The following is a 25,600-nucleotide window of genomic DNA, read 5'->3' as shown; positions in this document are numbered from 1 at the left end:
TATGCGTTCGGCATAATTTCTCTTGACCGTGAATTATGCGTAACGCATAGATATGTCCAAGACGAAGCGATTGACGCTTTCGAAAGGGCATCCAGATGGCGAGCATCGAGTTCACCGTTACCCGCGAGACCGACGACGAGAGCCGCGACCTGACGGTCTCCGTCGAATACACCCGCTCCGGCTACGGCATCGACTTCGAGGTTGCCGGCGGCGTCCAGCTCTCCCCGTCCGAGGCTGACTGCCTCCTCGCCGCAATCATCGAGAACGAGGGGGACGAGTGATGCGCTCCCCTATCCCCCAGCTCGTCCGCGCTTGCGACGAGGCCTTGGCCTCGCTCGATGCGTCCCTCGCCAAGTGCGCCGAGCCCCTGCCCGGTCTTGAGCCTGATGTCGAAGCGATGATCACGCGGCCCGCCGCGACCGTCGCCGCTTCCGTGAACCTGCTCGATGCGGTGAACGAGAAGCGCGGCATAGGCAAGTCCGCCGCCATGGTCATCGCGCTTGCCAACCTCAACCTCGACGAAGTGGCCCGTGTGGCCGTCGAGGGCGAGCAAATCGCCGAGGTGGCATGATGGGCGAGAGCACGCATACCCCGGGGCCGTGGCACCTCAAACTGGACTATGAGCGGGAGGGGGCAATCGGGATCGGATTTCAGATCAACGATGCGAACGGTGGAGCAATTCTGAGCGGAGTGGCGGCCGCCCGGGATGAGAGCGGGTCGGGTCAGTTTCGCGACGACGTTGCTCAAGCCAACCTTCGAATCGCGTCGGAAGCGGCGGTGCTGCTCTCAACGCTCAAGCTCGTGCGACGCGCGTACGGCCATCCGAGGCATGCGAGAACAGTTAACCAGGGCAAGGCCATGGAGGCGGTTGAAGTCGCCATCGCCAAGGCAGAGGGCCGCTGATGCTCGCCCTCATCCGCCACGGTGACCTTACCGACTTCGGCATTTTCATCGCGGGCATGTTTGCCGTCGCGATGTTCCTCATCGCCATTGGCGCAGGTGCGTGACATGCCCCCCGTCACCCCTGCCCCAACGCCGGTCCTTGGCCTGATCGCCCTCTGGTCGGACCGGCATCCCAGCGAGTTCCCGAGCGCCGCCCCTCCCTGCGATGCGCTCGGGGACCCGTCTGCGGATCGCGTTCTCGCGGCTGTCTTCAAGGCGACCGCGCTGGATCCTGATCCGGTACACCAGCTCGTGCACCTCAGCGACATGGTCAAGCTCCACACCAACCGGGTGAACGGCGCGCTCGTAGCGAAGCCGGAGCGCTACGCCGAGTTGCGCACCTGGCTGCGCATGATCCTCGTCCTGTCGTCGTGGTTCATGGCGCTGCACCCCGCCTACGTCAGCGGAGGCCCGGCATGAACGTGCTCCGCTTCGGCGCCTACACGGCCGCCCTGATCCTCGCGGTGACGCTCTGCGTCGTCGTCACCTTCCCCGACTTCGTCATGCCGGCAGTGCTCGGCTTCATCGAGGTGTCCAAATGAACGCAATCCATCCGATCGCGGCGGAAGTCCGCACCCTCGCCGACGGGCAGAAGATCACCGAGCCGGGGGTCTACGATCTTCCGATCGATCTCTACCACTCGCAGATCTGCGATGGGCCATCGCTCAGCTCGACGGGCATCCGCAGGATCCTGCAGAGCCCGGCCAACTACTGGAAGCACTCCGAGCTCAACCCGAACCGGGTCGAGGAGGATGACAAGGAAGCCTTCATCCTCGGCCGCGCAGCGCACCACCTGCTGCTCGGCGAACGCGAGTTCGGCAAGCGCTTCATTATCCGTCCCGATGAAGCGCCCGATGGGCGCGCCTGGAGCGGCAACAACAACAGCTGCAAGGCGTGGCTCGCCGACCAGGCGAAGGCCGGCAAGACCGTCCTTACGCCGGCCCAAATCGAGAAGATCCGCGGCATGGCCGGCCTGCTGCCGTGGCAGGAAGGCATGACGAACTGTGGGCTCGCCAACACCCCGCTGGTAATGGCCGGTGCCCTCTCGGGCGAGATCGAGCGCTCACTGTTCTGGAAGCTGGGCAACGTGTGGCTGAAAGCGCGCCCGGACAGCATTCCGGGCAGCTCCAACGATTTCTCCGATCTGAAGTCGATCAGCTCCAGGTCGACCGAAGGCATCGGCGATCGCGACCTCGAGCGCGCCGTACGCGAGAACCGACTTTTCGTGCAGGGCGCCATGGTCGGCATGGGCTGTGATGCAGTCCTCGGCCGGACGATGGCCGGCTTCCATCTGATTTTCGTCGACACTGGCGAAGTGCACGCGGTCTCGCCAGTAACCATCGAGGACGAGGACCTGATCCGCGGCGAGCGCGCGGTTTTCGCTGCCGTCGCGATCTTCGAGCGCTGTCTGAAGACTGGCATCTGGCCCGGGCCCACAGCGCGGCAGGCCGACGCTCGCAAGCTGCCTATCCACCAATGGGGGCGGGACGCATTCGACCGCCACCTGGACATTCTGGAAGTTGAAGCTGTGAACCAGCCCCTGACCAAGCTGCAGGCCATCGAAAGCCGCGTCGACCCACAGCGAACCGCCGGCACGTCCCTTTCCGCCTCTGGCGGCGGCATCGTGTTCCAGTCAGTCGCCGAAGCGATGGAGGTGGCCAAGCTGATGGCCCTTTCCGACATCGGCGTCCGCAAGCACCTGCGCGGCAACCCCGGCGCCTGCCTCGGCGTCGTCATCCAGGCGGTCGAATGGGGCATGTCGCCCTATGCCGTCGCCAACAAGAGCTATCTGGTCAACGATCAGTTGGCCTATGAGAGCCAGCTGGTCCAGGCAGTGATCCTCCGCCGCGCGCCCATCAAGGGCCGGATCAAGTTCCGGTTCGAGGGCGAAGGCGACCAACGCACCTGCTTCGCGTCGGCGACCACGCTCGATGGCGACGTCGTCGAGTACGAGTCTCCGAAGTTCGGTCGCATCAGCCCTAAAAACTCCCCTCTGTGGAAGAACGACCCCGACCAGCAGCAGGCCTACTACTCGGGCCGCTCGCTGTGCCGGCGCCATTTCCCTGACGTGCTGCTCGGGATCTACGACCGCGATGAGCTTGAAGGCGAAGGCATCAAGGACGTCACTCCGCAGGCCTCGGGCCTCGCCGCACGCCTTGCCGGCGACCACACTGGCGGCTTCAATCCGGAGACGATCGACGTGTCGATTGGCGAGGCCGTCGGGGCTGACAAGACTCCGGAGGCTGAAGCAGAGGGGACGGACACCGAAACGCCGCTCACTGAGACCGCATCGCAGGCTGACGAGTCGGCCCGGCTGGACGGTACCGCGTAATGCTCGAGTACCTGGGCTACAGCCGGTTCTCCCGCAGGAACCTGGAGGGCAAGAAGGTCTACTACCGCACCCGCTGGGCGCCGCATGAGGAGCGCATCGGCACAATCGCGCGGGTCAAGGATTTCGTCCTCTGGATCGGCTGCGCTTGCCTGCATCACGACGACATCGTGTCAATGCGCGAGGTCGACTGATGCCGATCTCTCCCAGCAAGCTTTCGCTCTACCCCGGCGGCTCGATCCATTCGCCCGAATGGATGGCGCTTCGCCGCCAGGTCGAGGCCCGCGCCGGCGGGCGCTGCGAGAACTGTGGGGTAGAGAACCACGCATTGGGAGGTCGCACGGCAGCGGGCGAGTTCGTGAAGGCCCTGCCCCTCGGCGATAATGGGCTACGCATTCTGTGGCCTCGCCAAGGCGACGAAGCATGGTGCCGGAACTCCCCGACCGACGAACCTGTGATCCTGAAGATCATCATGATCGTCTGTACGACGGCGCACCTCGACGGGAAGCTCGTCGACCATAGCCTGAACAACCTCCGGTTCTGGTGCCAGCAGTGCCATTTGCGGCATGACGCTCACCTGCGGAAGCTGGCCGACCTCGAGCGTGCCGGGCAACTGCCGTTGTTCGCGGAGGCGCCCTGATGCTCCGGCAGCGCCGCGCCCTCGTCCGTTCCGAGAAGCACCTCGCTTTCATCCGCGAGCTGCCGTCCCTCGTTCGCGGCACCGGACCGGTCGAGGCCGCCCATGTCCGCTACGGCGAGCTTCGCTATGGCAAGGACATCTCCGGCATGGCTCAGAAGCCCGGCGACAACTGGACCGTCCCGCTCGCCCACGACGTCCACATGTCGCAGCACGCCCGGGGCGAGCGCGACTGGTGGGAAGCCCAAGGCATCGATCCGATCCTCGTGGCGGCCCTCCTCTGGACCCATAGCGGCGACCACCAGGCCGCCGAGAGAGTGATCTCAATGGCCAGGTACTGGCCGATCAGGAGCATTGTTGCATGAGCACGCCCTACCCCTTGGCATGGCCCGAGAACATGCCCCGCTGGAAATACGCGCGGCAGACCGGCGCGTTCAAGACGTCGCTGGCCGGCGCGATGAGCAATGTCAGCGACAGCCTCCGAAAGTTCGGCGGCGATAGCGGCAAGGCGGTGTCCGATGTGGTGATCAGCAGCAACGTCACCCTGGGCCGGAACAACCCTGAGGATCCTGGTGTCGCGATCTGGTTTAAGTGGGACGGGCTCTCGGTCTGCATCCCCGTCGACCGGTACTCGAAGGTCGAGGCGAACCTCCAGGCGATCCACCACATCATCGAGGCGCGGCGCACCGAGTTGCGGCACGGAACGCTCGCCCTGGTGCGGGCGACGTTCACCGGTTTCGCGGCACTGCCGGCGCCGGGCGACAAGAAGTCGTGGCGCGAGGTGCTTGGCTTCAACGCCGGCGGCAAACCCGTCACGGCAGATATGATCGATGTCGCATTTCGCGGACTGGCCAAGGAGCGGCATCCCGACCGAGGCGGCAGCGATGCGCTGATGGCCGAACTCAACGCCGCCCGAACGGCCGCGCTGAAGGAGGTGGCCAATGGATGACCTCCCGAAGCTCGCGCTGTCGATCATGCAGCCGTGGGCATGGCTGATCGTCAACGGCCACAAGGACATTGAGAATCGCGATTGGTCGACCAAGTTCCGAGGCCCGGTCGCGATCCACGCAGGAAAGAAGCTGGACTACGACTGTGCCGCTGACCTTGCCTCTGGGTGGCACCCTGTCACGGGCGAGACCGTCATCTACCACAAGCAGACCTGGGATCGCGGCGGGATCGTCGGCATCGCCGACATCGTCGATTGCGTTAGCGCCAGCCCCAGCAGTTGGTTCGTCGGTCGCTACGGGTTCATGATCGAGAACGCCCGTCCGGTCCCGTTCGTGCCGGTCAAGGGCGCTCTCGGGTTCTTCGACTGGCGGAGGAACCTCCGCTGATGCCAACTCCACCAGTCCAGCCAAGCCCAATCGTGCTGATCCAGATCACCGAGCGGAGCGAGCTCGTGCTTCTCCAGACCACCGGTGTCCGGATTGGCTTCATCGATTACCGCGTCGAGAAGGATCACCTCACCATCATGCCCGAGGTCGACCAGGCCGAAGAACTTCTGACCGCCATCGGCGGGCTGACCCTAATCACCCCGAAGAATGATCACGACGACCTCATGAGAACGGCGACCGCCACGATCACGCGGATCGGCGAGAAGCGGGTGATCGTCGCGAAAGGTCCGAAATGACCCGCTCAGACGAGTTTGAGCCGCAGGACGTCCCAATCGTGGATGAGCCCATCGATCGTGACGCGCTCCTCCTCGGTGTCGTCGCGGAGGCCCTTCAGGGCGGTGATCTCGGTCTCGCAGATCCCGCGCGTCATGTCGCGGTTCGCCCAAGGCAAGCCGGCCTCGTGTGTCCAGACGCCAAGCATCTGCCGCGACCGCGCAAGCCTCGTCGAAAGGTCGTTCATGCCGGCATCGAGCCCGGCTCCCCCTCGTCTGTCAACAAGGAGGCCACCATGGCCGACGTCATCACCCTGCAACCCCGCGACCAATGGCAGTTCACCTGCGACATCATCAAGAAGCCCGACGGCAAGCTCACCGCTGTGCTCGTCGATGCACGTGGTTCCATCATCGAGGGAGAGGGCTCTCCATCGGAGAAGCTGAACAGCATCGCCAAGATGCTCGAGGACAGCGTCACCGGCCTCCGCGCAACCGCTCAGGCCATCAAAGCGTAGCGATGCGGTTCCACGTCCAGCCTCGATGCGTACCGGCCCAGGTGGCAGCCCGCCGCCTCGGGCTGACGCTCGCCCAGTTCGAGGGCTCGCTGGACGCTCTACGGGGGCTGGGTTTCCCTCTGCCCGACCAGGTGACAGGCAACTACGACCTCGAGGCGATTGACCGCTATGTCGAGCGGCGCAATCCTGAGCTCTTCGGCGCGGTCACTTCAAGCGAGGCAGTGACCGACCACAACGTCATCCGTGGGCGCCTCGCCGCGCTGAGGTCTGGACGTGGGTAAATTCACGCCGCGGCACTACAAGAAGAAGCGCAACGGCAGGGCATTCTGGGAACCGACGGCAAAGATGAAGGCGGCGGGCTTTCAGTCCGTCCCTCTCGGGCCGGACGGTCCTGAAGCGTTTGCCCTGGCCGAGAAATGGAACCGACGCTGGGACGACACTCGCAAGGGTGTGGCCCCGTCGCCGGCGCTCACGTCGGCACACAACCTGTCGCCTGAGCGTGCCGAGGAGCTGACCGTCTACCCGCCGAAGTCGATCGGCGCGGGCTTCAAGGCGTTCAGGAACACCAACGAGTGGAAGCGGAAGAGCTCGAGCACCCGTGAGGACTGGTACCGCGGATGGAAGCGGATCAAGCCGATCTTCGGCGACGTGGATCCCCGCACCGTCACCCTCGATGAAATCAGCGAGCTGCGCCAGCACGTCGAGGAGACCGTTTCTCTTCGGGAGGCACATCGGACCATCAAGATCTGGCGCGCCCTCTGGAAGGTGCTCGCTGCGCTCGGATACTGCATCCGAGACGCCGACCCTTCCCTCGCGGTTCGCAACAGTGCCGCCAAGGGGAGAGACCAGCGCTGGAACGAAGGGGAAGTGGCGCGCCTGGCCAAGGGCGCATGGCGGATGGGCTTCCGGGGGCTCGCGGTCGTGATCGCCGTCGTATGGGACACGCAGATGAACCCCGGCGACGTGCGCCCGCTGTCGGCGCAACAGCTCGCCACCAACGGTATCGGGGGATTGTTCTTCACCGAGCGCGGCAAGACCGGCGTACCGGTCGGCGGGCAGTTGAGCCGCCGCACCACACGACTGCTTCTCGCCTACATCGAGTTCTTAGGGGTGGAGCTGCTGGGTGACGCTCCCATCTTCCGAAACCGCTCAGGGGCTCCCTACAGCAAGGATACCCTCGGGGATGACTTCCGGACGGTCAGGGCGGCCGTTTTCGGTTTGGATGAGAGGCGGATGCTCGGACACGACTTCCGCCGTTCTGGAGCCGTCGAAGCGATTGCCGGCGATGCCACCCCCGCGCAGCTCTCGCACGCGATGGGCAACACCCTGTCGGCGTCCAATGCGCTCTTCGCTACCTACGTGCCAGTCAACGCCAGCTCGATCCGCGCGGTCGCGGAGGCTCGCCGTCTAGGGCGCAAGCGTCTTCGGTGAGAACGAAGACCGCACGAAAAGTGGGAACACGCCGGCGGGGAAAGTGGGAACACCGCCCGAAGGCGATCAGCGCCACCCGAAATTCATCAATGATTTGAAGAAGAAGGGTGGCGCGAGAGACGGGGCTCGAACCCGCGACCTCCGGCGTGACAGGCCGGCGCTCTAACCAACTGAGCTACTCCCGCAGCGCTTGCGAACCAGTCGTCCGCGCAACGTGGCGTCCGTTTAGAGGGCGGGTCGGAGAGTGTCAAGCGTCCAAACGGCGCTCAGCGCATACTTTCTTCCAGCTTTTCCACGTCTGCCTGCAAATGCCTTTGCGGACTGGTGTTTTTCGTGGCGCTTTCAGCCCGCTGGCGCCGCCGGGCGGATGTTGTGGTTATGGCGGAAGACGTTCTCCGGGTCCCACTTGGCCTTGAGCGCACGCAGCCGCGCGAGCTTCTTCTCGCCGAAAGCCGCATCGACGCGCTCCTGGCCTTCGTTGCCGATGTAGTTGAGGTAGACCCGCCCGGTCGACCAGGGCTTCAGCACCGAGGCGATCTGTTTGACCCGCGCCGTATTGGCGGCGTTGTCGGCGGGATCGGTCCAGCCGCAGATGTAATGCACGTTCCACGGCGCCGTGCGCATGCCGAACGCGGTTGCTTCTTCATCGACGCGCGACGGGGCGCCGCCACCGGGAACGAGGATGATCGCAGACTGCGGAGAAACCGGCGTCAGGGCCAGCTTCGCGTAGGCATCGATCGCTTCGTCAGGCAACTCGTTGAGGAAATCGGCGGTCCAGTAGTTCTGCGAACCGGGGAAATTGCCGCCCATCTTCTGGAACTCGGTATAGGGCATCGGCTGCACCAGGTCGGCAGCCGGCGGCCCGAAGGCGCGGAACGGCGCCAGCACCCTGATTCCCTCATCGATGTCCCCAGCATAGATCAGTTGCACGACGACGATCGGCTTGCCGCGTGCCGGCTCCGGAACGAAGGGCGCGTCCGGCGCGGTGGTGAAGGCCATGCCGGTGCCCACCTCGTCGGGCGCCGTCCGCATGAAGTCCCGCATGTGGCGGAGGACCGCCCCTGCCATCGGCGCCGGGTACAGCAGCACCCCGCCAAGGACGATCGGCCCCAGCAGGTGCAGCCGGAAATGAAAGGCGGTGACGATGCCGAAATTGCCGCCGCCACCACGCAAGCCCCAGAACAGGTCGGGGTTTTCAGTTTCCGATGCGATGACCTTGCGGCCATCGGCAGTGACCACCTCGGCCGAAATCAGGTTGTCGCAGACATAACCGAACTTCCGCTCCAGCCAGCCGCTGCCGCTGCCCAGTGAGAGGCCGGCGATTCCCGTCGTCGGGTTGCGGCCGCCGGTCAGGGCCAGCCCATGCCTGGCGGTTGCCGCGTCGAATTCGCCCCAGTTGAGACCGGCCTCGGCGCGGCAGGTCTGGGCGGCGGGATCGATGCGGATGTCCTTCATGCCGCGCAGGTCGATGCAGACGCCATCGTCGCAGACCGCCGAGCCGGTGACCGCATGGCCGCCGCCGAACACCGACACCGGCAACCCCTCGCGGCGCGCAAGAGCCAGCGCCAGCACCACGTCGTCGGCGCTGTTGCAGCGCGCGATGACGGCCGGCCGGCGGTCGATCATGCCGTTGTAGACGCGGCGAGCATCGTCGTAACCGGCGTCGTGTGGGTGGATGAGGGCGCCCGTGAAACCGGACAGATCAAAGCGGCTTACCTCGGCAATCGACATCGAGCCCTCCCTGGCCTCAGTCCGACGAACCGTCAGCGTAGCAGCGCTACCTTACAGGGGGATGCCGCTTGGGCACAGCGAGATTCAGCGGCACGGGTTGACGACCTGCGGCCGAGACCCTAGTTAGTGCGCCTTCGTCGCGGCTCCGCGTCGCCAATAGCGCGACCCCAGAGATCGCTGACGGGCGGTTAGCTCAGTTGGTAGAGCATCTCGTTTACACCGAGAGGGTCGGCGGTTCGAGACCGTCACCGCCCACCATTTCCTCCCTTGCAGCACGACGCACCGGCTGGCCTTCGGCGAAAGCCGATGGCAATGCCCTGCCCCGAAAAGCAAATGGCCCCGGCGACGAGCGCACGGGGCCAATGTGGTCTGTCGACCGGAACGCGTTCTTAGTTGATCGCGTCCTTGAGGCCCTTGCCGGGCTTGAACTTGGCCTGGTTGGAGGCCGGGATCTTGATCTCCGCGCCCGTTGCCGGGTTGCGGCCGATCGAGGCTTTGCGCTTGGAAACGGCGAACGTACCAAAGCCGACGAGACGGACTTCTTCGCCCTTCTTCAGCGACGCGGTGACGGCGTCGAACACGGCATCGACAGCCAGTGCAGCGTCGGCCTTGGTCAGGCCCGCCTTGTCGGCGACGACGCCGATCAGATCGTTCTTGTTAGACATAGCGTTTCCTCACTGTGGGATGCCCGCCCTTTGGAGGCGAACCAAAACGCCGTGACCCTTCTTCGATTCTGCTCGGAACGCAAGGAAATCCGGGCCTTTCCGCAGGTGGGGCACAGCAATTCTGTTAATGAAGGGTCAATTCTGGCTCAACTTTGTCAGCCGTCGGGCGTGACTGTGGCAACACGTGTCCGACGGATACCCAAAAGCAGCGGCAACGCCAGCAAATACACGGCTCCCCCGACGATCCAGATCAGCCCCGGCCAGGTCGGTTTGAGGGCAAAATACAATGTCGAGAAGAACAGCGGGCCGAACACCGCCGACAGGCTGACAAGGCTCGCCAGCACACCCTGAAGCTTGCCCTGGTTGTCGGCATCCACCTGCTGCGTGGTGAGTGACTGCAGCGCCGGCATGCCGATGCCGCCGAGCGCGAACAAAGGCGCCAGCGCGAACAGGATCCAGCCCTGCGTGGCAAAGCCGAGAATCAGCAGCGCCGTCAGCTCGCACGCCATGCCGAGGACCATGGCCCAGCGCTCGCCCAGCCGCGCCGCAGCGGGTCCGGTCAGCAGCGCCTGCGCGCCGGCATGGAACAGCCCGAACGCGCCGAGCGACAGCCCGATCATCAGCCCGTTCCACTGGAACATGTCCTGGCCGAACAACGCCCAGATGGTGCCGTACATGGTGCCGACGAAGTTCATGATGACGAAGATCGCCATCAGCGGCAGCAGCGAAGTGAAGCTGAAAGCCCAGCCCAGCGGCCGGAAAGGGTTGAGCGTCGCGAAATCGAACTTGGTGTTCGCGTCGCCCGGCCGCGATTCCGGCAACACGAACAGCGCCAGCGCGAAGTTCACCGCGTTGAGCCCGGCTGCCACGAGGAACGGCGCCCGCACCCAGATGTCGCCAAGGATGCCGCCGATCACCGGCCCGATGATGAAGCCGATACCGAACATGGCGTGGAAATAGCCGAAGCGCTTGGCGCGCTCGTCTTCGGCCGAGATGTCGGTGATATAGGCGGTGGCGACCGCCATGTTGGCGCTGGTGACGCCGGCGATAGCTCGCCCGAGCACCAGCATCCAGAGCTCAGGGGCGAACGCCATCACCAGGTAGTCGATCGCCGCGCCCGCCAGCGACACCAGCAGCACCGGGCGACGTCCATAGCGGTCGCTGAGCACGCCCAGAACCGGCGAAAACAGGAACTGCATGGCCGAATAGAGCGCCAGCATGATGCCGATGATGACAGTCACTTCGCCGGTATGGGTGACGTCCTCGAGCAGCCGCGGCAGAATCGGAAAGATCAACCCGATGCCGACCGCGTCGAGCGTCACCGCGGCCAGGATGATGATCAGTGCCTTGTTCAACTCGGGGCCCTCCAGCCGGCTGACACGCGGGGCGTGTTCTATATTCGTTCTCGTTTAGCGTTGCAAACGAAATGCCTACGTGGTGATCACGCGGCCGTTACACCAGAGGGCTGCCGCTGACTTCATCTCGTTCGTGCCGGCCGCACGTCCGACCGTAGGCGGGAGGGCGTCACCGATCGAATGCTGCTCGCGCCGCGCTTGAACTTCACGACCTCGGTCCGCGTAAGATGCTGTAACCCTACGAGCAACTCCCCGCAGCAGAAGCGAAAACGGCGCCCGGAGGCGCCGTTTCCAGTCTTGTTGATCAAGGCCCGTTCAGTGCGGCAGACTTGCGCCGCTCTCGTCGCCGTCGACGGACGACTCGACCACCGGCACCACGGCCGGCTTGTCGTCGTCATACTTCCATTCGATCGGCTCGGGCTGGCGGATCAGGGCGCGGCTCAGCACCTCGTCCATCCGGCTCACCGGGATGATCTCCATGCCCTCGGTCACGTTCTTCGGAATCTCCTTGAGATCCCGCGTGTTCTCCTCGGGAATGAGGACGGTCTTGATGCCCGAGCGGAGCGCCGCAAGGAGCTTCTCCTTGAGCCCGCCGATCGGCAGCACCCGGCCACGCAGCGTCACTTCGCCGGTCATGGCGATGTCGTGCCGCACCGGAATACCGGTCATCAGCGAGACGATTGCCGTGGCCATGCCGATGCCGGCGGACGGTCCGTCCTTCGGCGTCGCGCCTTCCGGCACGTGCAGGTGGATGTCGCGCGTGTCGAACAGCGGCGGCTTGATGCCGAGCTCGACAGCCCGCGAGCGCACGTAACCGGACGCGGCAGTGATGGATTCCTTCATCACTTCCTTGAGGTTGCCGGTCACCGTCATGCGGCCCTTGCCGTGCGTCATCACGCCTTCGATCGTCAGGATCTCGCCGCCGACCGAAGTCCAGGCGAGACCAGTCACCGCGCCGACCTGCGGCTCGGCGTCGATCTTGTCGTTCCGGAAGAATGCCGGCCCCAGATATTCCTCGAGCAGCTCCGGAGTGACGACGACCTTGGTCGACTTCTTGACCAGGATATCGCGCACGGCCTTGCGCATCAGCTTACTCAGCTCACGCTTCAGGTTACGCACGCCGGCTTCCCGGGTGTAGTTGCGGACCACAGCCATCAGCTGGTCATCGTCGATGACGAATTCCTTGGGCTGCAGGCCGTTCTCCTTCAGCGTCTCCGGGATCAGGTGGCGCCGGGCGATCTCGAACTTCTCCTCTTCGGTGTAACCCGAGAGGCGAATGATCTCCATGCGGTCCATCAGCGGGCCGGGGATGTTGAGCGTGTTCGAGGTGGTGACGAACATCACGTCCGAGAGGTCGAAGTCGACCTCGAGGTAGTGGTCGGCGAACGTGTTGTTCTGCTCCGGATCGAGCACTTCGAGCAGCGCCGACGACGGATCGCCACGGAAGTCCTGGCCCATCTTATCGATCTCGTCGAGCAGGAATAGCGGATTGCTCTTGCCTGCCTTCTTGAGCGACTGGATCACCTTGCCCGGCATGGAGCCGATATAGGTCCGGCGATGGCCGCGGATCTCGGCCTCGTCGCGAACGCCACCGAGTGCCATGCGCACGAACTCACGGCCGGTCGCCTTGGCGATCGACTTGCCCAGCGAGGTCTTGCCGACGCCCGGAGGACCGACGAGGCAGAGGATCGGCCCCTTGAGCTTGCCGGTGCGCGACTGCACCGCCAGGTACTCGAGGATGCGTTCCTTGACCTTCTCGAGGCCATAGTGATCCTCGTCCAGCACCTGCTCGGCGTAGACCAGGTCGCGCTTGACCTTGCTCTTCTTGCCCCAGGGGAGCGTCAGCAGCCAGTCGAGATAGTTGCGGACCACCGTCGCTTCGGCCGACATCGGGCTCATGGTCTTGAGCTTCTTCAGCTCGCCGTCGGCCTTGATGCGGGCTTCCTTCGAAAGCTTGGTCTTCTTGATCTTCTCTTCGAGCTCGGTCAGCTCGTTCGAGCCTTCCTCGCCGTCGCCCAGCTCGCGCTGGATCGCCTTCATCTGCTCGTTGAGATAGTACTCGCGCTGCGTCTTCTCCATCTGCCGCTTGACGCGGGAACGGATGCGCTTTTCGACCTGCAGGACGCCGATCTCACCTTCCATCAGGCCGAGAATCTTCTGCAACCGCTCGGCCACCGAAACGGTGCCCAGCAGCTCTTCCTTCTGCTCGATCTTGATCACCAGGTGGCTGGCGATGGTGTCGGCAAGCTTGGAATGATTGGTGATCTGGCTGACGGCGTTGACCACCTCGGCCGAGATCTTCTTGTTGAGCTTGACGTAGTTCTCGAACTCGGACTGGGCGGAACGCGCCAGCGCTTCGAGCTCGGTCTCGTCTTCCTCCGGTTCCGGCAGGGTCGTCGCTTCGGCTTCGAAGTAGTCGACGGTCTGCAGGTACTGGTCGATCTTTGCCCGGCGCAGCCCCTCGACCAGCACCTTGACGGTGCCGTCGGGCAGCTTCAGCAGCTGAAGCACCGAGGCGATGGTGCCGGTGGCATAAATCTCATCAGGCGACGGATCGTCGTCCTGGGCATTCTTCTGGGTGACGACGAGAATATGCTTATCGTCGCGCATCACTTCTTCGAGCGCCTTCACCGACTTTTCGCGGCCGACGAAGAGCGGCACGATCATGCCCGGAAAGACAACGATATCGCGTAGCGGCAGCACCGGGTAAACCCGATCGCGATCGAATCCGGCGCCGCCTTGGGTAACGTCCGACATATTTGGTCCTTTCCAGGGCGCGAGGCTCGTTTCGGGAGGATGGGCGAGCCCGCGCCCGTCTAGCAATCGGGCCGGTCCCCACGATGGGCGGCGAGCCTGATTCTGCTGATTAAATAGGGCGCCCGCGGCAAAGGGCAAGTCAACCTACCCGTAATGACGGGTATGCCCGCAATGCGGCACTACTGTGTGCTACGGCTGCATCAGCCCGAGGCGCCGACGGGCGGCCCCACATAGCGGGCGCGGGGGCGGATCAACTGGCCGCTCGCCACCTGTTCGAGCATGTGCGCCAGCCACCCCACAGTGCGGGCCAGCGCAAAGATGGTGGCCGGCGCATGGAGCGGCAAGTCGTAGGCCGCAGTCAGCGCCGCCAGCGCGAAATCCACATTGGGCCGGTCGCCCAGCAGGTCATCGGCAACCCGTGCGAGCCTGCGGAACGACGAGGGCACCTCGATGGCCGCCAGCAGCGCCTCGGCGCGGATGTCCCCCCGCGGATAAAGCCGATGCGCGAACCCGGGGATCACCCGCCCCTCCCCCAGCCACTCGCGCAAACCGTCGCCCGGCCGGTCGGCATGGGGGCCGACGTCGAGCGCCAGCGCCAGGACCGCCGCCGCGGCAGTGCCGTGCCGCGGACCGGTGAAGGTGGCGAGCCCGGCCAGCGCGCCGGCCCACAGCGAGGCCCCTGTAGAAACCGCGACCCGCGCGGCGAAGGTCGAAGCATTGAGCTCGTGATCAGCGAGCAGCACCAGCGCCCGCCGCAGCACTTCCGCCGCGATAGGACGGCCAAGCCTGCCAGCTAGGCGAACGTGCAACGGACCGGCGCCAGCCCCCAGCATTGCGTCCGCGACGCATCCGAGCACGCCCGCAGCCTCACTGCGCAACTGCCACGGCCCAAGGCCCGAGCTCGGAGCCCCCCCAGCAGCACGCTCCGCCAGCGCCGCGAAAGCTGCGGCCATCGGCGGCGTGACCACGGGTCCCGGCCCGCTTGCCGGCAAGCTCCACGTCCCGTCCCACAAGAGCGTAGCCACTTCCTCGAGTGTCGCCGTGGTCGCCAGTTCGATCGCGTCCACGCCACGATAGTAGAGCCGCCCGCTGCTGACCGTGGAGATGGCCGACGGCAGCACCGGATCGCCCCAGCTGATCGCCTCCGAGGCCACGGCGGCGGAACTCCGTCGGCCGCGTGCCCGCGCGGCCAGCCGGTCCACGTCCTCCTCGCGATAGAGGCTCCGCCGCGTATCCGCCGGATCAGGCTTGGCCCGGATGCGGCCGCGGCTGACGCTGGCATAGAGCGACTGCGGCTTGGAGCCGAGCCGTGTCAGAGCTTCCGTTGCGCTAAGCCACATGTTGACCTCGAACATTGATCAATATGATCAAGATTGACGTCAATGTTAGCGCGCCTACCTTCCGTTGCAAACAGCCAAGGAGGCTCAGATGAGCAATGGACTCGAAGACGTCGTCGCAGCGGAAACCATCCTCTCGGATGTGGATGGGCTGGCGGGTCGGCTGATCATCCGTGGCCAGCCGCTCGACGCGCTGACCGGACACGTGAGCTATGAGCAGGTGCTCGCCCTGCTCTGGGACGGCTTCTTTCCTGACCTGCCTCGCGACCTGACCGCACCGCTGGCGGACGCCAGGGCGGCCGTGTACCGCACCGTCGAACGCGAACAGTCGCTGCTGGCCGAGCTGCCGGTCTACGACGGCGTTCGGGCGGTCATGGCCCGGCTACCCGATGGCACGGATCTTCACACCGCCTTGCTGCTGACCGCCGCTCCGGCAGTCGCCTTGCCGGCAGCGATCCGGTTGCAGTCCGGCGGGAGCCCGCGCGCGCCGCAGCCCGGCCTTGCTCACGCCGCCGATATGCTGAGCATGCTGGGCGACGCACCGGCGGATCCGGCGGCCGCGGCGGCGCTCGACAGCTATCTCGTCACCGTGGTCGACCACGGGCTCAACGCCTCGACCTTCGCGGCACGGGTGGTGGCCTCTACCTTGGCCGGTCTCAACTCGTCGGCGCTGGCAGCTTTGGGCGCCTTGAAAGGCCCGCGGCACGGCGGTGCGCTCGGGCCCGTTCTCGATATGCTCGACGCCATCGGCACCGCCGACAAGGCAGCGGCATGGATCGAGAACGAGCTGGTGAGCGGCCGGCGCCTGATGGGCTTCGGCCACCGCATCTACCGGGTGCGCGACCCCCGCGCCGATGTGCTGAAGGCCGCGCTCGAACGGCTGACCCGTTCCGGCGCGGTCGACACGACCCGCGTCGAACTGGCCCAGCATGTCGAGGCAGTGGCGCTGGCGGCACTCAAACGGCACAAGCCCGACCGGGTGCTCGCCACCAATGTGGAGTTCTACCCTGCGCTGCTGCTCGAGACGCTCGGCTTTCCGCGCTCTGCCTTCACTGCCATCTTTGCGGCCAGCCGCATCGGCGGCTGGATCGCCCATGCCAGGGAAGAAGCAGAGAACGGCCGGCTGATCAGGCCGAAATCGCACTATGTGGGGCCGGTGCCGAGGGTGGCGGCCTAGTCCAGTCGCTTCTCGACGCCGGTGGGAGCTGCCCCCCACCCCTGCCCCTCCCCCTAAACAAGGGGAGGGAGACCAAAACACAGGCTTCTCGGCAAACGTCTCCCTCCCCTTGTTTACGGGGGAGGGATCAAGGGTGGGGTCAGCCCACGCCAGGGTCGGCGGTGCTTGTGCTAGGCCGCCACCTTGGGCGGCAACTGCTGGCCGGGGGTCGAGACCGAAATGGCTTCTTCCTCCGGCGACATGTCGGCCGGAACGTCAGCGAACAACGGCGTCGAGAGATAGCGCTCGCCGGTGTCGGGCAGCATGGCGAGGATGGTCGAGCCGTCCGGCGCCGTCTCGGCAACCTTCAGCGCGGCGGCAAAGGTTGCACCGGCAGTGATGCCGACGAAGATGCCTTCCTTCTGCGCCAGTTGCATCGACTGCTTCATCGCATCGGGGCCGGCAACGGTCAGCACCTGGTCGAACAGCTTCTCGGTGACCGCCTCATTGGTGATCCACGGGATGAAGTCCGGGCTCCAGCCCTGGAACGGGTGCGGCTTCCATGCCGAGTGGCTGCCGGTCGCGGCATGGTCGGCCCGCCGCTCCTGCCCCTCACCGCTGGTCAGCATCGGTGCCCCCTCGGGCTCGGCGACGATAATCTTGGTGTTCGGCATCTTGTCGCGCAGCACCCGGCCGACGCCAGTAAGCGTACCGCCGGTGCCGAAACCGGTGACCCAGTAGTCAAGCTTCTCGTCGGCGAAATCGCGCACGATCTCCTGCGCGGTGGTCCGCGAGTGCATTTCGGGGTTGGCTTCGTTCTCGAACTGGCGGGTCTGGAACCAGCCATTCGCCTCGGCCAGGGCCTCCGCCTTGCGGATCATGCCGTTGGCACGCTCAGCCGCCGGGGTCAGCACAACCTTGGCGCCGAGGAACCGCATCAGCTTCCGCCGCTCGACCGAGAAGCTCTCGGCCATGGTGACGACCAGCGGATAGCCCTTGGCCGCGCAGACCATCGCCAACCCGATGCCGGTATTGCCTGAGGTCGCCTCGATCACGGTCTGGCCGGGCTTCAGTGCGCCGGACTTCTCAGCCGCCTCGATGACCCCGAGCGCCAGGCGATCCTTCACCGACCCAAGTGGATTGAACGCCTCGACCTTGACGTACAGCTTGACGTTTTTCGGGCCCAGCTTGTTGATCCGGACGACCGGCGTGTTGCCGATGGTCCCCAGAATATCCTTGAATTTCATGGTTCTTCCTCTTGGTGCCCCACTCAACCAGGAGAATACGCTTCGGCTCCGAGAGCGACAAGTGAACCTATGGTGCGGAAATCAGCAAACGTCCGGCTCACCTGGCCGTCGCATCGCCCCAGTCGAGCTTCTTCGCCGCCTTGAAGGCCGGCTTGTCGCGGCTCGGCACGACGCGCGCCTCGAGCGCATCTGCGCCGCATACCGCCAGCGTCACCGAGAACTTGTTCTCCTCCGGCCGCCGCAGCACGCGGCCTGGCGCCGGGGCGCCGATGCCCGGCCGCGCCACGACCAGGTAGCTGTACTTCTCATCCTCGTAGCCCAGCGTTCCGCCCTTCATCCGCATGTGGTCGCGGCTGCGGCTGAGCCGCACTGAGAAGTGGCACCAATCCGGCTCGGCCAGCGGGCAATCGTGCTCATGCGGACAGGGCGCCAGCACCCTGCCCCCGAGCTCGATCAGCCGCCGGCGCACCGCCATCAGCCGCTGGTAGTCGCGCGGCCGGCCCGGCTCGATGAGCGCCAGCACCCCATCGCTGTGCCGCCACAGCCGTTCCGCCGCCGCCAGCATCTCGACATCGGGCAACTCGGTCAGCGCATAGGCACAGGTAACCAGATCGTATCGCGTCGGCAGCTCGAACCGCCCGAGATCGGCCTCCAGCAGTTCCGCTCCGGCCAATGCCGTTCCCTCGGCCAGCGTCCCCGCGAGGGTGAGGAACGCCCGGTTGTGATCCATCAAAGTCGGCGCAATTCCCTCGAACGCCTCGGCCACCGCCCAACCGGCGGTTCCCGGCCCTGCCCCGGCATCGAGCAGCGTCTTTGGCGCGAACTCCGGCGCCCGTGCCTGCAACTCCTCGAGCACTGCCGAAACCGCCGCGTACGTCGCCGGCATCCGGCTCAGCGCATAGGCAACCGCATCGTCAGCGCCGCCGATCACCTGCCGCGACGCACCGCGCTGCCGATAGTGCTCGGAGATGCGCGCGGAACTGTCTCCCAGCCCCTTGCGGCCCTCGGCAAGGCGCCGTACCGCGGCAGCGAGATCGGCCGGCAGGTCGCTCAAGGACGGTTCGCCTTGCGGATGCTGTGCGCCAGCAGGGCGTCGCTGATCGCTCGTTTGAAACGGTCCTTGTCACCGGCGGCATTGTCGACGATCTCGCGCACCCGCCAGAACTCGCTGCCGCCGAACGGCCCGACCTCGGCCCGTACGTAGACATCCGGAGGGTATTGCAGGACTGTGGCATCGACCAGCTTCTGCGACATGATCTCGGTCGCCACCACAGCGGAATCGGTGATGCTCGGCTCACGCGAGGCATCGAGCAGCTCGGGCGTTCGATGCACGTCGATGCCGATGAGCACGTCGCACCTGCCGGCAATCAGCCCCAGCGGCAGCGGGTTGGTGACGCCGCCATCGATGAAGTAGCGGCCCTCGACATTCACCGGCCGGAACAGGCTGGGGATCGCCAACGAGGCGGCGATCGCCGGGCGTAGCGGGCCGGAGTCGAAGACCACTTCCTTCCAAGCGTAGAAATCCGTCGCAACGACCGAGAACGGAATCGCGAGCTCGGCAAAGTCGTCGGGAAACCCTTCCGGCAGGAACGCCTTGGTGATCCCCTTCGAGTTCACCTGCACCGACAGGCCGTCTTCGACGATCTGCTTGAAGCTGAAGCGGTTGCGGTTCCACAGCGTCGAAGCGATCTGCTGCAGGCTGCCCAGCACGCTATAGGCATGCTCGCGCAGTTCCGCGCCTGTCATGCCGTTGGCCCAGCCCGCGCCGATCAGCGCCCCGATCGACGAGCCTGCGATCACCGAGGGTTTCAGCCCCAGTTCGTCCATCGCCTCGATGTAGGGAATATGTGCCAGGCCGCGCGCCGCGCCGCTGCCGAGTGCCACGCCGATCCGCATGGTGCCGCCTCCAGTCCGTCTCCATATGCGACGGCCGCTTCCCAAAAGAAAAGGCCCCGCCGGGGACGGGGCCTTCGAACTTATGCGGCGAGGGATCAGGCGCTGGTGGACAGCGCCTCTTCCTTCTTGCGCTCGGCATAGATGTAGAGCGGACGCGCGTCCTTGCCGTTCACCACTTCCTCGCTGATCACCACTTCTTCCACGCCATCGAGCGACGGCAGGTCGTACATGGTGTCGAGCAGGATGCCTTCGAGGATCGAGCGCAGGCCACGGGCGCCGGTCTTGCGCTCGATCGCATGCTTGGCGATCGCCTTCAACGCATCCTCGTGGAAGGTCAACTCGACATCCTCCATCGAGAACAGCCGCTGGTACTGGCGCACCAGTGCGTTCTTCGGCGCGGTGAGAATCTCGATCAGCGCTGGCTCGTCGAGATCTTCGAGCGTCGCAAGGATCGGCAGACGGCCAATGAACTCGGGGATCAACCCGAACCGCACCAGGTCTTCCGGCTGCACATCCTTCAACAGGTCACCGACGCGACGGTCCTTGGGATCCTTGACCACGGCCGAAAAGCCGATGCCCGAACCTTCGCCGCGCGCCGAGATGATCTTCTCGAGCCCGGCAAACGCGCCGCCGCAGATGAACAGGATGTTGGTCGTATCCACCTGCAGGAATTCCTGCTGCGGGTGCTTCCTGCCGCCCTGCGGAGGCACGGAGGCAACGGTGCCTTCCATGATCTTCAGCAGGGCCTGCTGCACGCCTTCGCCCGACACGTCGCGGGTGATCGACGGGTTGTCCGACTTGCGGCTGATCTTGTCGACTTCGTCGATGTAGACGATGCCGCGCTGGGCCTTCTCGACATTGTAGTCGGCGGCCTGCAGCAGCTTGAGAATGATGTTCTCGACGTCCTCGCCGACATAACCAGCCTCGGTCAGCGTCGTCGCGTCGGCCATGGTGAACGGCACATCGAGGATACGGGCCAGCGTCTGCGCGAGCAGCGTCTTGCCGGTACCGGTCGGACCGATCAGCAGGATGTTCGACTTCGAGAGCTCGATGTCCTGATTCTTGGTGGCATGGTGCAGACGCTTATAGTGGTTGTGCACCGCAACGCTCAGCACGCGTTTGGCGCGCGACTGGCCGATGACGTAGTCATCCAGCACCTTGCAGATTTCGGCCGGCGTCGGCACACCGTCCGAGGACTTCACCATCGAGGTCTTGTTTTCCTCGCGGATGATGTCCATGCACAGCTCGACGCATTCATCGCAGATGAACACCGTCGGTCCGGCGATCAGCTTCCTGACCTCATGCTGCGATTTTCCGCAGAACGAGCAGTAGAGCGTGTTCTTGCTGGATTCGCCGCTGGTCGTGTCCTTGGACATCCTGTCACTCCTGGGAGTTGGGGCTCCCATCCCGGCTAGAATAGAACGCTAGCCCCGGATACCTAAACAAAATGTAAGCCCGACCGACCTTAACGGCCAGCCGGGACCCACACAATCACACAAGTGTCACACTCGCGTAGGGCATTGAGATTCACCTTAACGGGCGAATCTTCACACCGCGTCCGGCGCCGCCCGCTTCTCGAAGATCGAGTCGATGATGCCAAAATCCTTGGCCTCTTCGGGGTTGAGGAAACGGTCGCGCTCGAGAGCGTTGTGGATCGCCTCGTAGTCCTGGCCGGTATGCTTGACGTAGATCTCGTTGAGCCGGCGCTTCAGCTTTTCGGTGAACTGGGCGTGGATCAGGATGTCGGTCGCCTGGCCCTGATAGCCACCGGACGGCTGGTGCACCATGATCGAGGCATTCGGCAGCGCGGCGCGCAGGCCTTTCTCGCCGCCGGCGAGCAGGAGCGAACCCATCGAAGCCGCCTGTCCGATGCACAGCGTCGCCACCGGCGGGCGAATGAACTGCATGGTGTCGTAGATGCCCAGACCCGAGGTCACGACGCCGCCGGGCGAGTTGATATAGAGGCTGATTTCCTTCTTCGGGTTTTCCGACTCGAGGAACAGCAGCTGCGCCGCGATCAGGGACGCCATCTGGTCTTCGACCTGACCGGTCACGAAGATGATGCGCTCCTTGAGCAGGCGCGAATAGATGTCGAAGGCGCGCTCGCCGCGCGTCGTCTGCTCGACCACGGTGGGCACGAGGTAGTTGTAGAAGGTATCGACCGGATCTCTCATTTCGAGATTTGCCCCTTATGGAAGGTAGAATCAGCGCTCGCGGCCGACTGAAGGCGATGCCCTGTTAAGGGCGGGTAAAGCGACAGATAGGCGCCAATGTGGCGGGCCGCAATACTCACATATTCGCGCAAAGCCACGGATCAGCGGAACCTGCCCGTATGGGGAGGGGCCACTCGGGCTACGCCTTGAACCCCACCGCCACGCCGCGCTTCTTGAAGTAGGACTGCATCATCTTGCGGCCCTGGCGGTTGTTCTGGGCGAGCTTGGCGGGATCGAACACCGCCTCCTTGGCGCCTTCCTTGGCCATCGCCGCCTTCAGCGCCGCGATGTGGACGTCGATGTCCGCATTGTTCTCGCGTAGCGAGGTGTAGATGTTGTCGATCGCTTCGGTCAGGGTGAGGTCGCTCAAGGGCTCGAACTCCAATCAATGTCTGGCGAGGCTACTAGCCACTTTTCTGGCTGCGGCAAGCTGTTTCAGCAGGTCGTGACGGCTTCCCGACCGGCCAACCCGCCGTATAGCATGGCCGGCAGTATCAGTTTCAACGGGTCCCCTCTTGTCCGCAGTCGCTCCCTTTACCCTCGCCGACCGTCACGCCAGCGCCCAGCCGCGCGAGCTCGCCTTCTACCGCGACCCCTACGCCTTCTACGACGCGGTGCACGCGGCCTCGCCCGCCTTCTTCTGGAACAACTACGACCACTGGTGCTTCGCCGGCTTCAAGGATGTGAGCGCCCTACTCCGCGACAAGCGCTTCGGCCGGCAGATCCTCCACCTGATGAGCCGTGAGCAGCTCGGCATGGCGCCGCCCAAGGCTCACACCGCCGCCTTCGACCAGACCGAGAAATACACCCTGCTCAACCTCGAGCCGCCGGCGCATACCCGGCTGCGGGCCCTGGTCAACCGCGCGTTTGTCTCTCGCAACGTCGAGCAACTACGGCCGCGCATCGAGCGCCTCGCCAACGAGTTGATCGACGGTTTCGCCGCCGACGGCCAGGTCGAGCTGCTGCGCGCCTTTGCGGCGCCGATCCCGGCCATCGTCATCGCCGAGATGATCGGCATGCCGGCCGACATGGCGATGCAACTGGTCGATTGGTCCAACCGCATGGTCGCCATGTACATGTATGGCGTGACCTACGAGACCGAGCTCGACGCCAACCAGGCCTCGATCGAGTTCATGGACTATGTGCGCGAGATGATCGCCGAGCGCCGCCGGCAGCCGCGCGAGGATCTGCTGACCCACATGCTGACCACCGAGGTCGATGGCGAGAAGCTGACCGAAGACGAGGTGATCTCGACCACGATCCTCTTGCTCAACGCCGGCCACGAGGCAACGGTGCACACCACCGGCAACGGCGTGAAGGCGATCCTCGAAAGCGGGCTCGATCCCAAGGGATTGTTCGCCGATGCCGGGCAGACCGAGGCGACGGTCGAGGAGTGCATCCGCTTCGACGCGCCGCTCCACATGTTCACCCGCTACGCCCTGCAGGACGTGACGCTCGACAATGGCCTGAGCTTCAAGCAGGGCGAGACTATCGGTCTGATGCTGGGCGCCGCCAACCGCGACCCCTCGCGCTTCGCTGAGGCCAACCAGTTCGACCCGTTCCGCAAGGATGGCGCCAATGTCAGCTTCGGCGCCGGCATCCATTTCTGCATCGGCGCTCCGCTGGCCCGCATCGAACTGCAGGTGGCCATGAAGACCCTGTTCGACCGGCTTCCGGGGCTCAAGCTAGCGGCGGAGCCGCAGTACAAGAACATCTACCACTTCCACGGCCTGGAGCGGCTCGAGGTAGCGTGGTGAGCGAGAAGACGCTGGACGATGTGGTCAATGAGTTTCCCACCGCGCCCTCTACTTCGGTGGTGAAGATGGGAGCAAACCGCCGCGGTATCGCCGGATAGAGGTTACCGACCCTGCCCTCGGCGAGCCGTTCATTCTGGCGGAGATTGACTTCGACACCGAGGGCTCAGGCGAACCAAGGGGGCTGACCTGGTGGCCTGCCGGCATGGTGTCGGAGGAGATCCAGCGCGGCGTGCAACTGGAGCTTCCATTGATCTTCAAGGAAGTCCGGATGCTCATGGCCATCAACAAGATCGACCGAGTGCTGATCACGATCGACACCACGATCCCTTGGGACCCGAGCTGGGCTCAATTGGTCGAGAATTAACCGGCCAGTTCCGACAGCACATCCGGGATCAACCCTGGCAGATCCTCGGCAATCAGTCCCGGTCCGCCCCACAGGTTCCCCGCCTCGCCGTGGATCCATACGCCGGCCGAGGCGGCATCGAACCCCTTCATACCCTGCGCCAAGAGCCCGGCGATGATGCCGGCCAGCACGTCGCCCGAGCCGGCCGTCCCCAATATCGCCGGAGCATTGTCGTTGATCACGGCATGTCCGTCCGGCGCCGCCACTACGGTGTCACTGCCCTTCAGCACCACGATGCCACCGGAGCGCAAAGCCGCCGAGCGCGCTCGCTCGACCTTCGAACCATCCACCTTGCCGAACAGCCGCTCGAACTCGCCTTCATGCGGCGTCATCACTACCGGCCGTTCCGGCTTGTTTCTGATGGCCGAGAACAGCGCCTCCGGGCTGTCCTTGAAGCTGGTGAGCGCATCGGCATCGAGCACTGTCGCCACCTGGCTCGCCAGCACCGCCAGCACATTGGCCTTTGTCGCCTCGCCCAATCCCGCCGCCGGACCGATCACCACGGTGTTGATCCGCTGATCGTGCAGCAGCAATTGCAGGCTGGCTGCGCCATCGACAGGCTTCAGCATGATGGCGGTCACGTGGTTGGCCTGGATCAGCAGCGACGAGTGCGCGCCGGCCAGCGTCACCAGCCCTGCCCCGGTCCGTAATGCAGCGGTCGCCGTCATCCGGCTGGCGCCGGTCTGCAGCGGCCCGCCCGACATCACCACGCAGTGGCCGCGGGTGAACTTGTGCCCATCCGCTTCGAGCTTGGGCAGGTGCCAGAGGTCTGGGCCGTTGCGGTTGAGGTGCGGCCGGATCTCGCCCAAGACGCTTTCCGGAATACCGATCTCCGCCAGTACCACCTCGCCGCAGCGCGCCCGCCCCGGTAACAGCAGGTGTCCCGGCTTCAGCCGGAAGAACGTCACCGACACGTCGGCCTTGATCGCCACCCCGCGGACCTGGCCGCTGGCCCCGTCGATCCCCGAGGGCACGTCGACCGCGACGATCGGCACCCGCAGCCCGTTCACCGCTTCGATCAGTTCCGCGAGACCGCCCTCGATGTCGCGATCGAGCCCGGCGCCGAGCAGCGCATCGACCACCACCTTGGCGCCGCGCAACCCGTCCGGCCGCGCCGCCTGGATCGGCCCGTTCCAGAGGTCGGCAAAGAACGCTGCATCGCCGGTCAGCCGGTCGCGCTCGCCGAACAGCGCCACCCGCACCTCACGGCCGAGTTCCTTGAGCTTCTTGGCCGCAACGAAGCCGTCGCCGCCATTATTGCCGGGGCCACACAGGATCAGCACCTGCCCGTCCGGATAGCGCTCCGCCACCAGCTCGGCGACGGCGTTGCCGGCCGCCTCCATCAACTTGAACGACTGAATGCCCGACGCCACCGCCAGCGCATCGGCGCGGCCCATTTCGGCAGGCGTGAGGAGGACGTGCTCGCTGGTCATGTCGCCGACCCTAACCGCGAGTCCGCCCAACCGGAAGACGGAGGCTCTCACTGATTACGCCACAGCGCATATCCCCTTCGGCGGGGGAGAAAGCGAAAACTTGGGCTTAGCGAAGCTAAGTCCTTAGTTTTCGCAAGAGAGCATCTGTGTTTGCCGTCAAGCTGTTTTGGGTTGGTCAGGCTCCCAAGGG

Annotated in this window: 31 protein-coding genes and 2 tRNA genes; 19 read left to right on the top strand and 14 right to left on the bottom strand. The window is 65.0% G+C overall.

Annotated elements, in window-relative coordinates; all coding sequences use genetic code 11:
- Positions 1 to 95 precede the first annotated feature (95 nt).
- From AC1ROK_RS23305 to AC1ROK_RS23250, 12 genes are all read left to right on the top strand, one after another.
- Positions 96 to 281, top strand: coding sequence for a hypothetical protein (locus AC1ROK_RS23305; RefSeq protein ID WP_492851390.1), 186 nt, complete (start codon positions 96 to 98; stop codon positions 279 to 281).
- 44 nt (positions 282 to 325) lie between these two features.
- Positions 326 to 571: a hypothetical protein gene (locus AC1ROK_RS23300; protein WP_492851388.1), complete on the top strand. Its 246-nt coding sequence runs from the start codon at positions 326 to 328 to the stop codon at positions 569 to 571.
- Positions 568 to 903 carry an XkdD/Y8K6 family phage-associated protein gene (locus tag AC1ROK_RS23295; protein WP_492851386.1) on the top strand — a complete coding sequence of 112 codons (336 nt, stop codon included), beginning with the start codon at positions 568 to 570 and terminating at the stop codon, positions 901 to 903. The genes AC1ROK_RS23300 and AC1ROK_RS23295 overlap by 4 nt, the downstream gene beginning before the upstream one ends.
- Before the next feature lie 105 nt (positions 904 to 1,008).
- On the top strand, positions 1,009 to 1,362 hold the full coding sequence (locus tag AC1ROK_RS23290; RefSeq protein ID WP_492851384.1) for a hypothetical protein: 354 nt from the start codon (positions 1,009 to 1,011) through the stop codon (positions 1,360 to 1,362).
- Positions 1,359 to 1,484, top strand: coding sequence for a hypothetical protein (locus tag AC1ROK_RS23285; protein WP_492851382.1), 126 nt, complete (start codon positions 1,359 to 1,361; stop codon positions 1,482 to 1,484). Before AC1ROK_RS23290 ends, AC1ROK_RS23285 begins: the two co-directional genes overlap by 4 nt.
- The gene (locus AC1ROK_RS23280) at positions 1,481 to 3,274 is read left to right on the top strand and encodes a recombinase RecT (RefSeq protein WP_492851380.1); all 1,794 of its coding nucleotides are present in this window, start codon (positions 1,481 to 1,483) and stop codon (positions 3,272 to 3,274) included. Before AC1ROK_RS23285 ends, AC1ROK_RS23280 begins: the two co-directional genes overlap by 4 nt.
- Positions 3,274 to 3,465, top strand: a complete 192-nt coding sequence (locus AC1ROK_RS23275; protein WP_492851378.1) for a hypothetical protein — start codon at positions 3,274 to 3,276, stop codon at positions 3,463 to 3,465. The genes AC1ROK_RS23280 and AC1ROK_RS23275 overlap by 1 nt, the downstream gene beginning before the upstream one ends.
- Positions 3,465 to 3,911, top strand: a complete 447-nt coding sequence (locus AC1ROK_RS23270) for a hypothetical protein (protein WP_492851376.1) — start codon at positions 3,465 to 3,467, stop codon at positions 3,909 to 3,911. The genes AC1ROK_RS23275 and AC1ROK_RS23270 overlap by 1 nt, the downstream gene beginning before the upstream one ends.
- Complete coding sequence (locus AC1ROK_RS23265) at positions 3,911 to 4,273, top strand: hypothetical protein (protein ID WP_492851374.1); 363 nt, start codon at positions 3,911 to 3,913, stop codon at positions 4,271 to 4,273. Before AC1ROK_RS23270 ends, AC1ROK_RS23265 begins: the two co-directional genes overlap by 1 nt.
- Positions 4,270 to 4,857 carry a J domain-containing protein gene (locus AC1ROK_RS23260; RefSeq protein WP_492851372.1) on the top strand — a complete coding sequence of 196 codons (588 nt, stop codon included), beginning with the start codon at positions 4,270 to 4,272 and terminating at the stop codon, positions 4,855 to 4,857. The genes AC1ROK_RS23265 and AC1ROK_RS23260 overlap by 4 nt, the downstream gene beginning before the upstream one ends.
- On the top strand, positions 4,850 to 5,242 hold the full coding sequence (locus AC1ROK_RS23255; RefSeq protein ID WP_492851370.1) for an ASCH domain-containing protein: 393 nt from the start codon (positions 4,850 to 4,852) through the stop codon (positions 5,240 to 5,242). Before AC1ROK_RS23260 ends, AC1ROK_RS23255 begins: the two co-directional genes overlap by 8 nt.
- A 32-nt stretch (positions 5,243 to 5,274) precedes the next feature.
- The gene (locus tag AC1ROK_RS23250) at positions 5,275 to 5,538 is read left to right on the top strand and encodes a hypothetical protein (RefSeq protein ID WP_492851368.1); all 264 of its coding nucleotides are present in this window, start codon (positions 5,275 to 5,277) and stop codon (positions 5,536 to 5,538) included.
- A gap of 5 nt (positions 5,539 to 5,543) precedes the next feature.
- Here AC1ROK_RS23250 and AC1ROK_RS23245 read toward each other — a convergent pair whose 3' ends face one another.
- Positions 5,544 to 5,762: a hypothetical protein gene (locus AC1ROK_RS23245; RefSeq protein WP_492851366.1), complete on the bottom strand. Its 219-nt coding sequence runs from the start codon at positions 5,760 to 5,762 to the stop codon at positions 5,544 to 5,546.
- Between the two features lie 48 nt (positions 5,763 to 5,810).
- Between AC1ROK_RS23245 and AC1ROK_RS23240 the strand changes: the two genes are divergently transcribed.
- From AC1ROK_RS23240 to AC1ROK_RS23230, 3 genes are read left to right on the top strand one after another with little or no spacing between them, the layout of a single operon-like run.
- A complete protein-coding gene (locus tag AC1ROK_RS23240; protein ID WP_492851364.1) occupies positions 5,811 to 6,029 on the top strand; it encodes a hypothetical protein in 219 nt (72 codons plus the stop codon).
- A gap of 2 nt (positions 6,030 to 6,031) precedes the next feature.
- On the top strand, positions 6,032 to 6,310 hold the full coding sequence (locus AC1ROK_RS23235) for a hypothetical protein (protein WP_055881839.1): 279 nt from the start codon (positions 6,032 to 6,034) through the stop codon (positions 6,308 to 6,310).
- Positions 6,303 to 7,460, top strand: coding sequence for a site-specific integrase (locus AC1ROK_RS23230; protein ID WP_492851363.1), 1,158 nt, complete (start codon positions 6,303 to 6,305; stop codon positions 7,458 to 7,460). Before AC1ROK_RS23235 ends, AC1ROK_RS23230 begins: the two co-directional genes overlap by 8 nt.
- Positions 7,461 to 7,568: 108 nt before the next feature.
- Here AC1ROK_RS23230 and AC1ROK_RS23225 read toward each other — a convergent pair.
- Together AC1ROK_RS23225 and AC1ROK_RS23220 are read right to left on the bottom strand one after the other, a co-directional pair.
- Positions 7,569 to 7,645 (bottom strand) — tRNA-Asp (locus AC1ROK_RS23225).
- 157 nt (positions 7,646 to 7,802) lie between these two features.
- On the bottom strand, positions 7,803 to 9,191 hold the full coding sequence (locus AC1ROK_RS23220; protein WP_492851361.1) for an FAD-binding oxidoreductase: 1,389 nt from the start codon (positions 9,189 to 9,191) through the stop codon (positions 7,803 to 7,805).
- A 182-nt stretch (positions 9,192 to 9,373) separates the two neighbouring features.
- On the opposite strand from AC1ROK_RS23220, the gene AC1ROK_RS23215 reads away from it, so the two are divergent.
- Positions 9,374 to 9,449 (top strand) — tRNA-Val (locus AC1ROK_RS23215).
- Between the two features lie 131 nt (positions 9,450 to 9,580).
- Here AC1ROK_RS23215 and AC1ROK_RS23210 read toward each other — a convergent pair.
- The 4 genes from AC1ROK_RS23210 to AC1ROK_RS23195 all read right to left on the bottom strand — a co-directional run bounded on the left by AC1ROK_RS23210 (position 9,581) and on the right by AC1ROK_RS23195 (position 15,308).
- Positions 9,581 to 9,856, bottom strand: a complete 276-nt coding sequence (locus tag AC1ROK_RS23210; protein WP_055881846.1) for an HU family DNA-binding protein — start codon at positions 9,854 to 9,856, stop codon at positions 9,581 to 9,583.
- Positions 9,857 to 10,011: 155 nt separating this feature from the next.
- Entirely contained in the window at positions 10,012 to 11,211 is a 1,200-nt protein-coding gene (tet, locus tag AC1ROK_RS23205; protein WP_492851359.1) for a Tet(A)/Tet(B)/Tet(C) family tetracycline efflux MFS transporter, read from the bottom strand.
- A 315-nt stretch (positions 11,212 to 11,526) separates the two neighbouring features.
- Positions 11,527 to 13,968, bottom strand: a complete 2,442-nt coding sequence (gene lon / locus AC1ROK_RS23200; RefSeq protein WP_492851357.1) for an endopeptidase La — start codon at positions 13,966 to 13,968, stop codon at positions 11,527 to 11,529.
- Between the two features lie 200 nt (positions 13,969 to 14,168).
- Positions 14,169 to 15,308, bottom strand: a complete 1,140-nt coding sequence (locus tag AC1ROK_RS23195; RefSeq protein ID WP_492851355.1) for a citrate synthase — start codon at positions 15,306 to 15,308, stop codon at positions 14,169 to 14,171.
- An 88-nt stretch (positions 15,309 to 15,396) separates the two neighbouring features.
- Between AC1ROK_RS23195 and AC1ROK_RS23190 the strand changes: the two genes are divergently transcribed.
- Positions 15,397 to 16,482 (top strand): citrate synthase, encoded by a 1,086-nt coding sequence (locus AC1ROK_RS23190; RefSeq protein WP_492851353.1) that lies wholly within the window; start codon positions 15,397 to 15,399, stop codon positions 16,480 to 16,482.
- Positions 16,483 to 16,652: 170 nt separating this feature from the next.
- Here the strand turns inward: AC1ROK_RS23190 and cysK are convergent, their stop codons facing one another.
- The 6 genes from cysK to AC1ROK_RS23160 all read right to left on the bottom strand — a co-directional run bounded on the left by cysK (position 16,653) and on the right by AC1ROK_RS23160 (position 22,187).
- Positions 16,653 to 17,708, bottom strand: coding sequence for a cysteine synthase A (cysK, locus tag AC1ROK_RS23185; protein ID WP_492851351.1), 1,056 nt, complete (start codon positions 17,706 to 17,708; stop codon positions 16,653 to 16,655).
- A gap of 97 nt (positions 17,709 to 17,805) precedes the next feature.
- The gene (locus AC1ROK_RS23180) at positions 17,806 to 18,762 is read right to left on the bottom strand and encodes a small ribosomal subunit Rsm22 family protein (protein ID WP_492851349.1); all 957 of its coding nucleotides are present in this window, start codon (positions 18,760 to 18,762) and stop codon (positions 17,806 to 17,808) included.
- Positions 18,759 to 19,604 carry a patatin-like phospholipase family protein gene (locus AC1ROK_RS23175; protein ID WP_492851347.1) on the bottom strand — a complete coding sequence of 282 codons (846 nt, stop codon included), beginning with the start codon at positions 19,602 to 19,604 and terminating at the stop codon, positions 18,759 to 18,761. Before AC1ROK_RS23175 ends, AC1ROK_RS23180 begins: the two co-directional genes overlap by 4 nt.
- A 95-nt stretch (positions 19,605 to 19,699) precedes the next feature.
- Positions 19,700 to 20,980 carry an ATP-dependent Clp protease ATP-binding subunit ClpX gene (gene clpX, locus AC1ROK_RS23170; protein WP_492851345.1) on the bottom strand — a complete coding sequence of 427 codons (1,281 nt, stop codon included), beginning with the start codon at positions 20,978 to 20,980 and terminating at the stop codon, positions 19,700 to 19,702.
- Positions 20,981 to 21,151: 171 nt separating this feature from the next.
- Complete coding sequence (locus AC1ROK_RS23165; protein WP_055881872.1) at positions 21,152 to 21,778, bottom strand: ATP-dependent Clp protease proteolytic subunit; 627 nt, start codon at positions 21,776 to 21,778, stop codon at positions 21,152 to 21,154.
- Positions 21,779 to 21,956: 178 nt separating this feature from the next.
- Positions 21,957 to 22,187 (bottom strand): hypothetical protein, encoded by a 231-nt coding sequence (locus AC1ROK_RS23160; RefSeq protein ID WP_492851343.1) that lies wholly within the window; start codon positions 22,185 to 22,187, stop codon positions 21,957 to 21,959.
- A 145-nt stretch (positions 22,188 to 22,332) separates the two neighbouring features.
- Between AC1ROK_RS23160 and AC1ROK_RS23155 the strand changes: the two genes are divergently transcribed.
- Entirely contained in the window at positions 22,333 to 23,574 is a 1,242-nt protein-coding gene (locus AC1ROK_RS23155; RefSeq protein WP_492851341.1) for a cytochrome P450, read from the top strand.
- Positions 23,575 to 23,803: 229 nt separating this feature from the next.
- Complete coding sequence (locus tag AC1ROK_RS23150) at positions 23,804 to 23,938, top strand: hypothetical protein (RefSeq protein ID WP_492851339.1); 135 nt, start codon at positions 23,804 to 23,806, stop codon at positions 23,936 to 23,938.
- Here the strand turns inward: AC1ROK_RS23150 and AC1ROK_RS23145 are convergent.
- Positions 23,935 to 25,410 (bottom strand): NAD(P)H-hydrate dehydratase, encoded by a 1,476-nt coding sequence (locus AC1ROK_RS23145; protein WP_492851337.1) that lies wholly within the window; start codon positions 25,408 to 25,410, stop codon positions 23,935 to 23,937. The two genes, AC1ROK_RS23150 and AC1ROK_RS23145, sit on opposite strands and share 4 nt — an antisense overlap.
- Positions 25,411 to 25,600 lie beyond the last annotated feature (190 nt).

The organism is Devosia sp. GW821-FHT12F11 (assembly GCF_058806655.1).
The sequence above is the reverse complement of the archived record's forward strand: the minus strand, read 5'-3'. Positions and strand labels throughout refer to the sequence as shown.